At 46.2% G+C, this 15,314-nt stretch carries 11 protein-coding genes; 2 read left to right on the top strand and 9 right to left on the bottom strand.

The genetic code is table 11. The features are described from left to right. The first annotated feature begins 427 nt into the window (after positions 1-427). Positions 428-763: an SDR family NAD(P)-dependent oxidoreductase gene (locus B9T62_RS12900; RefSeq protein ID WP_087915618.1), complete on the top strand. Its 336-nt coding sequence runs from the start codon at positions 428-430 to the stop codon at positions 761-763. Positions 764-909: 146 nt separating this feature from the next. On the opposite strand, the gene B9T62_RS12895 is transcribed toward B9T62_RS12900, so the two are convergent. Together B9T62_RS12895 and B9T62_RS40685 are read right to left on the bottom strand one after the other, a co-directional pair. Next, positions 910-1,488, bottom strand: coding sequence for a hypothetical protein (locus tag B9T62_RS12895; RefSeq protein ID WP_087915617.1), 579 nt, complete (start codon positions 1,486-1,488; stop codon positions 910-912). Positions 1,489-1,684: 196 nt separating this feature from the next. Continuing rightward, positions 1,685-2,530 carry a helix-turn-helix transcriptional regulator gene (locus B9T62_RS40685; protein WP_087915616.1) on the bottom strand — a complete coding sequence of 282 codons (846 nt, stop codon included), beginning with the start codon at positions 2,528-2,530 and terminating at the stop codon, positions 1,685-1,687. A gap of 149 nt (positions 2,531-2,679) precedes the next feature. Here B9T62_RS40685 and B9T62_RS12885 point away from each other — a divergent pair, with 149 nt between their 5' ends. Continuing rightward, a complete protein-coding gene (locus B9T62_RS12885) occupies positions 2,680-4,389 on the top strand; it encodes a glycoside hydrolase family 2 TIM barrel-domain containing protein (protein ID WP_087915615.1) in 1,710 nt (569 codons plus the stop codon). A 155-nt stretch (positions 4,390-4,544) separates the two neighbouring features. Here B9T62_RS12885 and B9T62_RS12880 read toward each other — a convergent pair whose 3' ends face one another. The 7 genes from B9T62_RS12880 to B9T62_RS12850 form a co-directional block, all read right to left on the bottom strand. Then, complete coding sequence (locus B9T62_RS12880; RefSeq protein ID WP_087915614.1) at positions 4,545-5,882, bottom strand: glycoside hydrolase family 28 protein; 1,338 nt, start codon at positions 5,880-5,882, stop codon at positions 4,545-4,547. Further along, entirely contained in the window at positions 5,882-7,666 is a 1,785-nt protein-coding gene (locus B9T62_RS12875) for a rhamnogalacturonan acetylesterase (RefSeq protein WP_087915613.1), read from the bottom strand. The genes B9T62_RS12880 and B9T62_RS12875 overlap by 1 nt, the downstream gene beginning before the upstream one ends. Before the next feature lie 122 nt (positions 7,667-7,788). After that, positions 7,789-8,886: a glycoside hydrolase family 88/105 protein gene (locus B9T62_RS12870; RefSeq protein ID WP_087915612.1), complete on the bottom strand. Its 1,098-nt coding sequence runs from the start codon at positions 8,884-8,886 to the stop codon at positions 7,789-7,791. A 12-nt stretch (positions 8,887-8,898) separates the two neighbouring features. After that, positions 8,899-10,554 carry a type 2 periplasmic-binding domain-containing protein gene (locus B9T62_RS12865; RefSeq protein ID WP_087915611.1) on the bottom strand — a complete coding sequence of 552 codons (1,656 nt, stop codon included), beginning with the start codon at positions 10,552-10,554 and terminating at the stop codon, positions 8,899-8,901. Positions 10,555-10,586: 32 nt separating this feature from the next. After that, the gene (locus B9T62_RS12860) at positions 10,587-11,486 is read right to left on the bottom strand and encodes a carbohydrate ABC transporter permease (RefSeq protein ID WP_087915610.1); all 900 of its coding nucleotides are present in this window, start codon (positions 11,484-11,486) and stop codon (positions 10,587-10,589) included. A 9-nt stretch (positions 11,487-11,495) separates the two neighbouring features. Then, positions 11,496-12,398 carry an ABC transporter permease gene (locus B9T62_RS12855; RefSeq protein WP_245864588.1) on the bottom strand — a complete coding sequence of 301 codons (903 nt, stop codon included), beginning with the start codon at positions 12,396-12,398 and terminating at the stop codon, positions 11,496-11,498. Positions 12,399-12,733: 335 nt separating this feature from the next. Continuing rightward, on the bottom strand, positions 12,734-15,031 hold the full coding sequence (locus B9T62_RS12850) for an AraC family transcriptional regulator (protein WP_087915608.1): 2,298 nt from the start codon (positions 15,029-15,031) through the stop codon (positions 12,734-12,736). Between the last annotated feature and the right edge of the window lie 283 nt (positions 15,032-15,314).

The following is a 15,314-nucleotide window of genomic DNA, read 5'->3' as shown; positions in this document are numbered from 1 at the left end:
AGAAAATGTCCCATTCCGATTGGAATGGGACATCTCTTGAAATGGCTGAACCCAGACTGAAGCAGGGAGTTAAGTCCACCGCGTGGGGAGCTTGAACTGCTTACTTTTTGTGAGCGATTACGGTGCTAACTTAATATTGGGTTTGGAAGGTTTGGATACCTTTTAACTGAGGTATGACCAATCCGATATAACTCTGGCGACATTTAAAGTTGGGTTGTTGGTAAAAATCGCAGACAGCTATAACAAGCTGATTTATGCTTTCTTGGTCGTATTTATAGACTCCTGATGTACATTTTTCTATAGCCGCGGTAGCTGAATCTCCCATGATGTAATCCAATAAGTCATACTTGTCATTGAAATGAATGGATTTATGATATTAAAACAACACGTGTTGATATATATATCATAGATAAGGAGTAAATAAAAGATGAAAACAATTGTAATTATTGGTGCAGGTCCCGGATTAGGGTTGTCTCTTGCTAAAAAATTTGGGGGAAATGGATTTAATGTTGCAGCGATTTCGCGGAACAGTACGAAACTCGAAATAATTGTCTCTGAACTTCAAAAATTAAAGATTGAAGCGAAATCATATGCAACGAACCTGCATAGTGAACTGAAAGAGAAAGGGATATATGTTGGTCATCTGTCCATAGGTAATTTAATACAAGCTGGTACAGATGGTGATCCTGACCTTATCGCCAAAGCATGGTGCGATCTTTATGAGAAGAAAGATCGGTTTGAAGAGACATTTCCTATGGGATGATTTCATAGATAAGATGCTTGGCCGACTAATTACCAAGGCTATTTGCATACAAGCGAATCGGAGCCGGTTAATGACTCCTCCTCGGCTGATTGTTCCCGACAGGGTCCAGAATACTTGCCGAGCTGCTATTGTCAGCGGTGTTGGCTCTACCTGAGATTTTTCTCGAAGTACTTAAATATTTGCAGACCTTTATAGTTTGATAAATTCTTATGTTGATTTCTATGATTACAATTCCAATAACTTATCATTCTAGCTTTTGTCTTCTGATAATATGCTGGGTTCGCCGTTATGAAGTTTAAATAATTGTCTATGTTTAGATAGTTTAAATGTTCATAGATTATTTCTACAATCTCATAGACATATTCACCTGCTAATTGAATAACAAATGGTATGACAGTAGGTTTATCTACTAAAATGATTTCTTTAAGATTCCTTTCTCTGATATAGCCATTGTGATGTCGAGTGAATAAACAATTCAATATGACTACTTGCTCAGAACTCAACTGACTCATTTGTTTGGTAGTAGGCTCCTTAAAATAAATTCTGTACGGTATGCTTAACAATTCATTATTCAAAGTAACCTCAAAGCAATCTGAATGAGGTAATGAACCTTGAAATTCTATATTATTAATAATTGTAGAAATATTACTTTCTTGATAAGACGGAAAGGAAGCATGTGCCACCTGAAACAGAAGCTTCTCTCTTTCATCCGCGTTATGACTCAATGCCAATCATCTCCTTACCTTACATCTAAGTCTTGCTGATCGATTCCACCGCAGCCTGCAGATCCTCCACGCCCGGCGTGGTGAAGATCAAAGGCAATTCATTTTCGGCTCATCCTTTAGGGGCTCGCCCAGCACGCTTCAGCGCACCTTTGTTCAGCCGAAGGATTTTTCTTCGTCAGTGGTTCTACCGGATAATTTAATCTCCGATTCTCTGTCTGTGCCGGTATACCGTCGGAGAGATCCCGTTAAGCAGTTTAAAAATTTTGCTGAAATGATATTCTTCATAGTACCCGCATAACATAGCGATTTCCTTAACGGGGTAATCGGTAAATACGAGATAACGGCAGGCCTGCTGGTTCTGTATGTGCATATGGTATTCCTTCGGCCCCATGCCTGTATATTTCAGGAACAGCTTACGCAAGTAAGAAGCCGAAATGCCGTGTTTCTCAGCCAGCTTTCCGATCCGGTGATGATCCTTATAGTCGTTCTCAAGCGTATTCTTGATCTGTTCGAAGGCGGCGAAAGCTCCAGACTCCATCAGATTCCAGTCCGATTGCACGGTCAGGTGCAGCCTATGCAGCAGAATCTGCGATTTAGCCTGGGAAACGGCTGTTCCGGCGTTCAGTCCGGGTAGCCATTCCTGGTGAATTCCCCAGAATAACCGGCCAATTTCCTCAGCTTGCTGGTTGCAGTACTGGCTTAAGAAAGGAAGCCTCAGTGTTCCGATTGGCTTGACGTCCTGCCAACCTGCATCATAGCCGAGCTCTGTACAATCAAAGAGCAGCATCGTCATGCGAAGCGGGGCATCCATCTGCGAACGCATGGACATCTTAAGACCTGGTTTTAAATAGATCAGCATGCCAGCCTGTACTTTGTGCTCGACATTGGTCAGAAAAATCCCCTCTCCCTCATGAATCCAGTACAAGCTATGCACATTGACCATGTTGCGGATATCTTCCCAGCCTGGATACGTAACTTTGTCGAGTACAAAATGGATATGCACTATGAGGTCATTCAGGTTATAGCCGGTTGCTGCTTCCAATCAATATCTCCCCCTGCTGCTAAAAGAGCGATTTATACAATATTCTAACGTTTTTTTCTATTCAATGCTTAAACTCCAGATGCTACTATCTATATTATCAAGATGTCTGAAATTTGCAATGTATTACATAATAATAAGGAGGAACACACTTGTTAAGGACTTTTCCCGAGCATCAAATTCGGAGAAATCAGCTGTTGGACGGGCCATGGGACTTCATGAAAGATCCGTTAAATATGGGTGTTCAAGAAAAATGGTTTGAGCGTTTTCCACATTCTCCACTATCTCTTTATGTACCGTCGTGCTGGAATAATGAACTGGGCATGTACGAATATGAAGGAGTCGGCTGGTATCGTAAAAAAATACGGATTGAGAATCCTCAGCATGTCAGACTCATCTTTCATGCCGTGATGGGACATGCCGAGGTTTATTTGGACGGCCAGCACCTGGGCTATCACTATGGCGGATTTACACCCTTTGAATTCATTGTCCCTTCCTTGGCGGCCGGAGAACATGAGATTGTCGTCCGGACGGACAGCACCCTGGACCGTCTTACGATTCCGACTGAACAAGTGGACTGGTTCCATTACGGCGGCATTATCCGCTCGGTCGAGCTGCAATATTTGCCTGATCTGTATATCGAACGGGTGAAGATTGATTATGAGCTGCAGGGCGCAGACGCGGATGTATCTGTTCAGGTACAGATCCGTTCCTTCCTGCAATCCGTGCAGACGACTAGACTGGCACTCAGCGAAGGCGGACATGAATTGCATTCGGAAGAAGTGCAGATTGAGGCTGGCCAGACCTTCAGCCATACGTTCAAGAAGCTCCTGCCTGAGGTGCGACTGTGGAACGTCGGCAGCCCTGAGCTGTATACCTTTCGTGTACGGACGGCGGAAGACGACAAGTTTGAACGGATCGGCTTCCGCCGCATTGAGACCAAAGACCATCGCATTCTGATTAACGGTTCCCCTATTTATCTGAAGGGTGTGAACCGTCATGAAGAGCATCCCGAGTGGGGGTTTGCCTTCCCTCCGAAACTGATGCATAAAGAGCTCGATATTATTCTGGAGCTTGGCTGTAATTCCGTCCGGGGCTCGCATTATCCCCAGAGCCCGTATTGGCTGGATCTGCTTGATGAGCACGGCATGGTGTACTGGAGCGAAATTCCGATCTGGGGAGCCTTTCTGCCGAATGAAACGGTAAGTGAGCCGCTCTTCCAGGAGCGCGCGCTCACCATGATTGAAGAAATGATCGGCTTGCATATTCATCACCCGAGCGTAATCTTCTGGTCTGTTCATAATGAGATTGATACCCGCACGCAGGAAGCCTTCGCGTTCACACAGGCTCTAATCGGGTTGGTGAAGAAGCTTGACACCTCCAGGCTGGTTACCTACGCCACAATGCATCCGCTTGAAGATATTCTGCTTCCGCTGTTCGATGTCATCGGCATTAACAAATACTTTGGCTGGTATGAAGGCGACGTAAGCGGCTTCAAAGACATGCTGGAACAGTTCCATAAGCGGGCGGAGCAGTTGGGAGCCGGAAACAAGGTGGTGCTGATGACTGAGTTCGGCGGCGCAGGGCTGTTCGGGGATGTAGGCTGGGAGCCAAGATTGTTCAGCGAGGATTACCAGGCCCACATCGTTACCGAGGCACTGGCGATCTTCAAAAATGATCCTAAGATCGGCGGAACCTTCATCTGGCAGTTTGCAGACATCCGGGGCGATCTGAAGAGCAGCAGCAAGAACTTCCGCGACCGTGCCCGCGGGTTCAACAACAAGGGTCTGGTTAATGAATACCGCAAGCCCAAGCAGTCGTTCCGCGAGGTACGCCGGATCTACCGTTCCTGGACGGAATAATCATTCAAGCCCATACCGGTGGTATGGGCTTTTTAGCGTCCGCATGCCAATCTAATCACTGCCCCATACAGCCTGATGTCTGGCTGTTGCTTAAACCTTTAACACCCCTCCTTAATTTTGAGGAGGGGTGGCTGCATTTTTGTTCAATCCACTCTTCAGCGCACGCTGAAATGCTCAATCTGCAGACGGTCAATATTTACAAATTCCGTGCTCTTGTTGACGGTTGCCAGCACATCGAAATTCTTCAGGACAATGTTTTCAACGTCACTGCAGATCATGGCGTTGTCCGCACTAAGACTTATATTTTCAAGGCTGATATTTTTTAAGCGGTGCTCCGGCAGCCCCTTGATTTCCACGGCGATTCCGGCGCCCTCTCCGGTAATATCCTTCATATAAATATTGCTGAAATCGGAAGGTATACTGGTTTTGGGAACCACGGTACTGTACCCGTAGTACATATTGATTTGTACAGCCTCTTCTCTGACATTATTGATCTTGATATGCTCAAACCGGATATTCTCCACGAAGCCACCTCTGCCACGCATGGATTTCAGCCGAATTCCACGGTCTCCCCCGGTAATGGTGCAGTCATGGGCGTAGACATTCCTTACTCCGCCCGACATCCCACTACCAATGACGAGTCCCCCGTGCCCCTCCTTCATTACACAATTTCTAATGACAATGTTCTCGCAAGGCTTATTGACCCGCCAGCCATCCTCATTCATGCCGGAATTGATGGCAATGCAGTCATCCCCGGTCTCGAAGCTGCAATCCTCAATCAGTACATTTCTGCAGGAGTCGGGGTTCAGCCCATCGGTATTGGGGCCGCAGCTGATGATATCAATCCTGCGGATAATTACATTCTCACAATATACAGGATGTACGGTCCACTGGGGACCATTATGGATGGAAAGCCCTTCAATCAGCACATTCCGGCAGTTCATAGGTTGAATGAAAGAGGGTCTTAAGGCAGCCTCCTCCGTACCGAAAACTCTCTCCTGTACAGGGATTCTGTCCCTTTCGGCATAACATAGCTTATCGGCCGCTGTCTGCTGAAGCTGCTTCCAATGCCACCATGCTTCTCCGTTTCCGTTCAGTGTGCCTTCACCTGTAACAGCTATGTTCTCACAGTCTCTGGCGTAGATCAGCGGAGAATAATTATAGCATTCCATCCCCTCCCATCTCGTAAACACCGGGGGAAGATAATGAGCGAAGGTATCGCTGAAATGAATGACAGCTCCCTTCTTAACTGACAGATGGATATTGCTTCTTAAATGGATGGGTCCTGAGCTCCACTCCCCCCGGGACACAATCACGGTACCGCCTCCTTGAGCAGAGCAGGCATCAACCGCTCTTTGAATGACTTGATAATCAACAGCCTGGTCCAAATCAAGCATCCTATAATCCTCAGCATAGAAATATTGTCCCTGAAAAGGTGGTTCTAGTATTTCATCCATCTCAAAAGAGGTTCCATAGAAATTTGTGTTCAACATTAATTTAGTATTCTCCCTTCTAATTTCGCCAGCTTCATCATTCGTACTAACGCAGTTACGCAATCCGCCCGATTGACCTTCTTACCGCGTCCGTAGCCCTCCCATAACAGTCCCAGGCTCTGCGCCTGCCGCTCACAGGCTGCCAGGCTGTAATTCCGGCCACTTGCTTCATAAAGGTGAAGGATGATAACGCTTATGCATTCTCCTCCGGTCAGTGCATCGTCAGGTCTGAACCTTTCATCCGGAGTAGTGGACTGATCAATGAGTCCTCCGTCAATCATGGCCTGGATGTTCGCGGCATCAAATTCGTATTTATACACATCACAATACCGGCCCTGATAAGGCCGCTTAGGGTAAGGCGCCGCTTTAAGAAACACAAAGGCGAATTGTCCCCGTGGCATCTCGGCATATGGATGAAAGTATTTCAACGTTGGATCAAGCAAACCGTCGACCATTGCTTCCTTTAACCCATCCAGCTCCTTGATGCCTACACAGTCAGCATAAGGCAACTCCGGCAAGTCCATAGGAAGAATAGGTACTTCGGGCAGATCAAGCGGCGATAGCTGTGCAGGAGGTCTCAATGACTCATCGGGTACCCAAGGCGCCGGGCCAAGCTCATTCATAAGCCGGCAAAGTGGTTCAATGCTCTGGCGCTTGATCTCTGAGGCAATGAATTCCGCCATCAGCACGGCACCATAATCATTCGTATGGGCTTCATCTTTAAAGTAACCCTTAAGTGAATCCCTCCCCATCTGACAGAACAGCTGGAAGCTGTACTCATGCAGATCAATAACCGGAACCTGCCACTCCCGTCCGACTCTACGGCAGGCTTCTGCATGATCCTCAAGCAGATCATACCAGCCTTGTTCATCTTTGCCTGGAATCCGACTAAGAGACGTAACGATAACGGGGATTGCCCCCTTGCTTCTTACTTGATGGACATACCAGCGCAAATTCGCAGAATATCCCGTGAAGGCGGCGAGGCTTCTTCGCTTCTGATCATTGTGGCCGAACTGGAACATGAAGACATCACCTGGCCTGATCCGCCGGTTGATAATCTCCCAATGTCCGTCTTCCCGGAAGCAGTTCGTCGTCATCCCGCCATGCGCCTGATTGTCGACTGCAGTGCCATTGAAGTATTGGAGCAAGTGTTGCCCCCATGATCCTCCTGAAATCAGTGGATTATACGGGTACTGGACAGCGTAATCCGCGACTATGGAATCTCCTCCCAGAAATAAAGTCGGAGCCTCAGACTGTTCGATGCTTACTTCACTTAACCGTGCTAAAGTTCCTGAAACTGTGATATAGACAGACAGGTCACTTCGCGGCGGCTGTCCGACAACCGGTATATAATCGCATATATGCACCTTGTATTGATAAGTAAACACTTCTCCCGGAGCAATACAGATATCCCGCCTTGCCAGATTGCGGCGGCCAGAGTACAGATTCAGCCGCGATATTCCCTCTTCTCCCCCAGCAATTTGGATTTTCACTGCATATACGCCCGGCTCCGGAACAACCGCTCTGAAACGCAGAGGCCAGCCCTCCTCATGCAGTTCTACTCCATATTCTGTATGAAGCAGTTCAATTCTTTCCCTCGCTTGTTCTGCTTTCGGGTAAGGGTACCAGCCTGCATAATCCTTAAATCTGTCCATCCCTTTACCAAACGGCTCGGTGTAGGGGATGAACCCGCCACCTGCTTCTTCCTGAAACATATATTCAGCTGGTAAATGAATCACTTTATCGCTGAGATGTCCAGAGAATGTATACGTCCTTGAATACATGTTCCTGCCTCCTCATAAATCTTTTGCGCTAACTGTTATAAATGACGCCTGCTTCCTTTAAGAGAGCGGCATCATCTATAACAGACTAATCATATGTTCGGTGATTTCATTGTTATTGTTATCTACCTTTTCAGGTTAGTATTTTCAATGACAGCGGATAGCAAGGCAAGCGCCAGCCCCTGCCCCCATCCCTGAGCCCACTTCCTGTCGATACCCAAATAGCCTGCAAGATTGTTCATAACAGCGGTGCCGCCCGATACATTCAGCACACGCCCGTTATCGGAAATATTATTCAGTAATCCTTGCAGCGCCTGCTTGACATATTGGTTATGCAGCGGATTTCCCTGCATGACCATGGCAGCGGCAATTCCCGCCGTGGCCGACACTTCACCGTAAGCTTCCGGATGGTCGAGCACTGTGCCCCACAGGCCGTCCGGCTTCTGCAGCTTTTTAATGGCTGCGAGCTGGTCCCGTAGTGAACTGGAAATATGCATGTAAGGCGGATACAGGTAGGATTCCGGCAGAACCTTCCCTACTCTGGACATGGTATAAGCCGCCCAGGCATTGGCGCGCGCCCAGTAAATGCCTGACATATGATTCTGGTGAATGTGATTGTATCCGTGATACCACAGGCTGGTGCTTTCATTCTGCAAATAATTAATATGCCAGAAAAATTGATGAAGCGCGTCCTCAACCAGCGGTTTCTCACCAAGCAGTACTCCTGCACGCAATTGAAAGTAGCCTGCCATGAAAAGGGTGTCCGCCCAAGCCTGCTCCGGAAAATCATTCTTATCCGATACGGTATGCTGAAGCACATGGTCTCCGAAACGAAAGGCTCTGTTCTCCAAAAAATCCAGCTTGCTTACGATAAGATCAAGATATTTCTGTTCCTTGGTCTGCTCATACAGAGTTAGCAGCATGTGGCCCATGGCACAGGTGTTGACCGTCCACTCCGCCGGAAGTCCCGCCTCAATGTATTCCTCGCACCAGTCAGCCATCCGTTCAAGATAGCTTTGCTCTCCCGTCACTTCGTATGCCCGGCTGACTCCGTAATAGGCGACACCGCAAGGCCAGTTCCAGGTCATATCCATGCCAAGCGTGTAATCAACCACGCTGTCTACAACCTTCTTAAGATCCACATTTTCAATTTCCAGTTTCAAAACTGTAAAGCCTCCTCTGGCAAAACCCCACCTGAAAGGTGAGGTTTTGCCGGTCCTCATTGTAGTTAAAATCTAATTGAATTGCCCTGCATCGATCGCTTTTTGCTTCTCATCCAGAATTTCCTGATATCCGGCATCGAGATACGCCTTCTTGGCAGCCTCGTAGGTGGCATCGAACTGATCTGACGGAGCAAGCGCGCATTTGATATACAGCTCCTGAAAGAGTACGTTCAGGTCTGTCTTGTACTCATTCACTTTCTCCAGCACTACACTGAACAGTGCATCCGGTGTGCGGTATTCGGCATTCTTCTCATAATTCTCGAGCATATCTTCAGCCAGATACTCGTAGCCTGCAGGTGCCCACAGACGGATATAGGCTTTGCGCGTCGTTTCAGGATCGTCATACTGAACCATCTCGGTAATAAGGGACCAGTAGTCTTTATTGTTATTTTGAGACAGTACGGAATCTCCCTTGAATTCCGTATTGATGACAGGAATCCCGTCGTCATCCAGCGTATAATTCTGACCTTCAACGCCGTTCTGCAGTAAGAACAGGTTCTCCGGCTGGCTCAGCCAGTCCAGATACATCCATACTGCAATACGCTCCAGATCAGTGGAATCATAATTAATTCCCATGATTAAGCCGAACGGCCAATACGCCCGTTCCTGCGCTTTGAATCCTTCCGGGGTCACAGCTGAGCGGGGCAGTACAGCAAACTCTGCGCTTGGATTGTTTTTTAATGTTGCATCCATTACATCTGTATTGTTGGTCAGATATTGACCAAAGGTGCCGGTTTTTCCCGCTACAAACTGAGCCTTAATCTTATTCTCATCATCGCGCAGATAGAACTCTCTATCGATCAATCCGTTATTATACTGGTAGTTCAGATTCCGCAGATATCCTTCTGTTGCAGAGGTCGTCAAATCTGCCACTCCAAGATCGGAGTATAGTGCGCGCTCTTCCTTATTAACAGGCCATTGCCGGAAGTTATAGTTGAAGTTGTAATTGTTTTTCTTCAAACTCTCAGCGCCTATGCCGATACCAGCATCCTTCCATTTCTTCAGCAATTCGTTGTATTTCTCCATGGAGGTGATATCCTCCACTTTCATCCCGACCTTCTCCACCCAGTCTTTTCGGATCAGCTGCACAGAGTTATCTGCAGCCGGACGAGCTGCGAAGAAGAACGTATTTTTGTCGTCCACTTTACTGTATTGATTCATTGTATCCTGCATATTGTTCCAATAAGTCGGTGCATAGTAAGCGATTTCATTAAGGTCCAGCTCTTGCATCACTTCTTCACTGTAATAAGCCAAGGCTTGCGGCATGTCATAATGAAAAATGATATCCGGGGCATTATGGGAAGCCAGCAGCTGCTCGTAATCCGTTACTTCACCTTTACGTGTAATCGGAACGAATTTTACATCGATGTTATATTTATCGCCAAACTCTTTTTGAATCCAGCGTGTGTAGTAGTTATCCGACACATTCCAGCCCTCGAATGCCCGCTCATAAACAGGAAGTTCAAGGGTAACCCTCTTGTCAAAACCTTTGGAATAATCGGTATATTCCCCTTCTGTGGTATTATTTGTTTTGCTTTCTGTATTTGCAGGGGCCGATTCTTTAATGCTTGAGTTGCTGCCTCCTGAGCTATTGTTTGAACAGGCCGTAAGAAGACTGCTTACGATCATTAATGCACTTACCACAAGAGATGCTTTTTGTAGCTTCATTTAATTTCCCCCATTTGAATAGTCTGCTTTTATTATTCTTTAATCGCACCGAGCATGACACCTTGTACAAAATATTTTTGAATAAACGGATATATTAACAAGATAGGCACCGTGGCGAACACCACGCATGAAGCCTTCAGGATTTCGGGGTTGCTCAGCGACACTTGTGTAGCCTCCAATTGAAAGCTCTCGCTGCCCTGGATAATCAGGTAATACAGCTTAAGCTGCAGGGGCCGCAAATCCGTATTCTGCTTAATATAAAACAAAGCGTCTTGATACGAATTCCACCGACCTACCGCATAAAAAAGGGATAGCGTCGCAATAATCGGTTTGGACAACGGGAGCACAATGCTCCACAGAATCCGGAAGTGTCCGGCACCGTCGATTCGGGCTGACTCCTCCAGGCTGACAGGAATGCTGCTGCTGAGCGCGCTCTTCATTACAATCAGATTGAATGAGCTGAAAGCCAGTGGTAGAATCAGCGACCATATCGTATCCAGCATCCCCAGATTATTAATCATCATATATTCGGGGATAATCCCGCCGTGGAAAAATAACGGAAAGGTAAAGATCATAGTAAGCGCGGTGCGCCATCTAAGCTGCTGGCGGGACAAGGCATAGGCAGCCAAAATTGTAATGACCATCCCAATAAAGGTAAACAGTACGGTTACGATGACCGAGATATAGAAGGATCTTAGAATGCTTTGGTCAGCAAAAATTTTCTTATATGCCTCTACACTGAAGCCCTTTGGCCACAGGAACACCTTATTGGCGATAACAAAGGCATCTTCACTGAACGACTTTGCAACTACATGTACAAACGGCAGCAAACAGACTAGAGAGATAATAATCAATACGAGTCCAATCAGCAACCCCCATATATCAACCCGCTTTTTTGGTTGTACGGCCAATGTGCCGTCAAATGATTTCATGTTGCCCCCCTAAAATATTCCGTCTTCACCGAGCTTTTTGGCAACACGATCAGCCAGTAGTACCATTGTCAGCCCAATGATTGCCTGAAATAATCCCAGTGCCGTTGCACGGCTGAAATTACCGCTTTCAATCCCCCAACGGTATACCAGTACCGGTATCGTTGTGGTAAACTCTGTCGTCGCTTTATTCTGCAGGGCAAAGATGCGCTCGAACGAGCCCTCCATTACTTTACCAAGGTTCATAATAAGCAGCGTTATAATAGTAAACCGGATCGAAGGGAGCGTTATATTCCATATTTTCCGCCAGCGTCCTGCCCCGTCGACAATTGCCGCTTCGTACATCTCCGGGTTGATCCCGCTGATTGCGGCAAGATAAAGGATAGTCCCCCACCCCATACTCTGCCAGACACCTATAAACAGATAGCTGATCAGCCAATGAGTATCCTCCTGCAGAAACGGCACTCGATTGCCGCCTAAGCTTGCAATCGCATTATTAATTGCACCGCTGCCCTCACCCAGAAGCTGGTAGGCTATGGCGCCGATAATAATCCAAGAGAGAAAGTGCGGCAGATACAGCAACGTCTGGTTCATACGTTTAAATTTGACACTCTTGATCTCGTTTAGAAGCAGTGCAAGAACAATAGGCATCGTAAAACTGAAAACGAGATCAAGCAGATTAAGCATTACCGTATTGCGGAGGGCAAGGGCAAAATCAGGCTTCGAGAAAATTTCTCGGAAAACATCAAAGCCGACCCATTCGCTGCCCCAGAAGCCTTTGGCGATCTTATAATCCTTAAAGGCAAGCACCAGACCCGTCATTGGAGCATATTTAAAAAGAATAACAAAGCACAATGGAATTACCAGGATCAGATATAGCTGCCAATCCTGCCGCAAACTATTAGAAATAGAAATGGTGTGTTGCTGTTTTAATGCCGGGCCTTTCCCTTTTGTAGCGCTTTCAACTTTCACCTTTTTGCCTCCTTAACTTTAGACGCTCAGTTTGCCCCGCCGTCTTTGATACGTCCTCACCTCCTGTTGATGGCACTTTAGTCTCTTTACTACCAGCCACCCAGCCGCTGTTCCAGATTCGGCCAATGGCTTGTTGCAAATATCATATCCCTGCCTTTTCCCGCCCGTAAATCCTGAGTATTCGTTTAGACGTTCATTTTTGAGCATTTTGAAGGTTCTAACCACTTAACAAATAGAAGAGAAGCAATTCTGAGCTAAAAAATCAAAAGTGAATGTGCTCATTCCTCCTTCTCTTGGCTCAGATCTGTACTTTTCGCATGCTTGAACGCTTTATAGCTGCCTGGAGACATTCCCTCATATTTGCGGAAAAAGCGGTTTAGGCTCTGCACATTATAGTAGCCTACCTGCTCTGCAACCTGGGTCATGGTGAGATTGGGCTCCTCCCCCAGAATCTTCTTGGCCTTTTCGATTCGCAGATGATTGGTGTAGTCAATCAGCGTTTTACCTGTAAGTTCATATACAATTTTGCGCATGTAGGAGTAACTGATTCCAATCTCCCTGGCTAAATCCTGAAACGCAATGTCTTCACAGAAATGCTCTTGAAGATAACCGATAATCCTTTCACCATAGCTGTCTTGCACACAAAAATGCGATAGATGACGGCCGATATCTGTAAAGAAACCGTTCAGATAGTCCTCCATCTCGTCAAGGGTATCAATGGAAGCTATGGCACTGTATATATCCCTCCGCCCCGTAAATATACGTGCCGTATTGATATTGTTTTCTCTGAGATATTTGATCGTTAATCCTATTAACTGGTTATAGATGAATAAAATATTGTCGTAGGAAATATACTCTGCGGATTGAATCTCCTGCCTGATTACCTGCAGCTCATTCAAAATACTTGGAATATCCCCCGTTGTGAGATAATTTACGATTCGTCTTTCGCTGTTGGTGGGATACATGTATTTAATATCCTCATCAGCTTCCTTTTCCCAGAAAAAGATGCAACCGCTGCCTTCAGTCATCCGCTTTTTAATGATTTCCATCGCTTCAGCGACCTGGTTGGAGACCTCGGAACCAGATTCTCCACGACTGCTGACCCCAAGGGTCACTGTATGTCCAAAAAACTCCAAGGCACTGTTTTGGATTGCGGTGAGGGAGGCTTTGAACATCCCCAGCCAGCTGTTGATATCATCACTGCTATCATTCATTACAATGGCAAAGCAGCCTTCGCCTTGATACACTGTCCGTGCATGCACTGTATCCGGGAACAGGGTGTCACACTTTGAAATGAAAATGTAGCGATGGTAGTTCCTTGCCTCCAGATTCGTGAAATTGACGTACTCTCTGTAACGGTCAATAGAGACAATAGCGACACTGTAACAGGCCAGCGGAAACAGCTCGTGAACCTGTTTGTTCACTTCTCCACGCAACAAATTGTGGACCGCAAGACTGCGAGCATCAAGCTCCCGCTCCTTCAGCAGGTTAAAGAGTTCCTCCTCTTCCTTTTGCATTCTTTTAAAAGCCGCATCCAGAAAGACCAGCTCATTTCTATTCGACACTCCGAGATCACTGCGGGTACGTACTGTTCGGGCCAGTTCACGAACCGGTCTCGAGAACCAATTTGCGATCAAGAAAGTTAACACGGCACCTATAAAAATAATCATTATAGTAAGTACAATAATATTTCGCTGCAGCGTGTGCGCCTTGGTCATCAATTCATCCATTGAATATACATTTACATTCCACCAACCCAACTGCTCGGATCGGGACCACGTGTAAATTAAACGTTCATTCCCGGCATTATGAAAGGCATAGCCCTCCTTTGAGCCGTTCTGCACAATTCCCCCTATAAATGGCAACTGGCCCCCGTCAGTCAGCAGCAGGCTTTTATCATTGTGGGAAATGATTGTACCGTCAGCTTCCATCAAAAAATACCCCTGCTTATCTCCCCCTGAAGAACGGAAGTAATCCGCAATACGGGATTCTTGCAAGTTAAGCACAATTATTCCACGTGTGGGTGTTGAAAGCCGGTTAAGCGGAAGCACATATGAGACTACGTTGATTCCGGAGTTCAATTTCCGTGGATACCATACTCCCCCAATACCCGTTCTTTTGGAGAGAGCCTCCTTCATCCAGCCGATGGACTCATAGTGGTCAAGCGTCGTGATACCCTGGTCTGTAGAAATAACATAATCTGAATCACTAAGATAGAAGTAAGAAGAATACACTCCAGCCATTTTTTGTTTCAAGTTCACAAGCTCATGCTGCACAACAAGTGCATTGCTTACGTTGTCGTAATTGGCATTCAGCTCATCATAGGTTTCGAAATAACGGATCAGATCAAATACTTTGGTTACTTTAAGACCCGCTACAGCTTGAGAGATATTTTTCAGTGCATTCTCATTCAGCCTCCGGTTTGCATTTAGTTCGGCGAGCGAAGATTCCGCAATTACGTTCTCTGAATTGTGCAGAATCTCTTTATCGCTATACCATGTAAGTATGGTGATTGGGATTGCCATCACACAGAACAAAATCAGGGACATCTGAAGGATGATTGGCACTCGTTTCATTTGATACACTCCATTCTTTTAAGATTAGCAGTGAAGGCTGTTTCTTCGGATTACTATATCAAAAAAAACGCTTACAAAATATATTCAATAGTATTAAGGAAAATAGTAACATTTTAATTTTCGGCTCGGAATGGAGAAAAAAGAGGATCACTTGTAAGATTCGAGCTTATATACCACCGGATTCCCATAAAAAAACAGCCTGTCAAAGACAAGCTGCCTGATTGATGTTCACTGCTTCACAACTGCAAAACCAACGAAAGACCCAAGATATAAATTTCATTCC

Source organism: Paenibacillus donghaensis, assembly GCF_002192415.1.
Classification (GTDB): Bacteria; Bacillota; Bacilli; order Paenibacillales; family Paenibacillaceae; genus Paenibacillus_AQ; species Paenibacillus_AQ donghaensis.
The sequence above is the reverse complement of the archived record's forward strand: the minus strand, read 5'-3'. Positions and strand labels throughout refer to the sequence as shown.

Bases quoted from the DNA above. Each gene is read 5' to 3' on its own strand.
- B9T62_RS12900 (WP_087915618.1), top strand. From the start codon at position 428: ATGAAAACAATTGTAATTATTGGTGCAGGTCCCGGATTAGGGTTGTCT.
- B9T62_RS12860 (WP_087915610.1), bottom strand. From the start codon at position 11,486: ATGAAATCATTTGACGGCACATTGGCCGTACAACCAAAAAAGCGGGTT.
- B9T62_RS12865 (WP_087915611.1), bottom strand. From the start codon at position 10,554: ATGAAGCTACAAAAAGCATCTCTTGTGGTAAGTGCATTAATGATCGTA.
- B9T62_RS12875 (WP_087915613.1), bottom strand. From the start codon at position 7,666: ATGTATTCAAGGACGTATACATTCTCTGGACATCTCAGCGATAAAGTG.
- B9T62_RS12880 (WP_087915614.1), bottom strand. From the start codon at position 5,882: ATGTTGAACACAAATTTCTATGGAACCTCTTTTGAGATGGATGAAATA.
- B9T62_RS12870 (WP_087915612.1), bottom strand. From the start codon at position 8,886: ATGAGGACCGGCAAAACCTCACCTTTCAGGTGGGGTTTTGCCAGAGGA.
- B9T62_RS12850 (WP_087915608.1), bottom strand. From the start codon at position 15,031: ATGAAACGAGTGCCAATCATCCTTCAGATGTCCCTGATTTTGTTCTGT.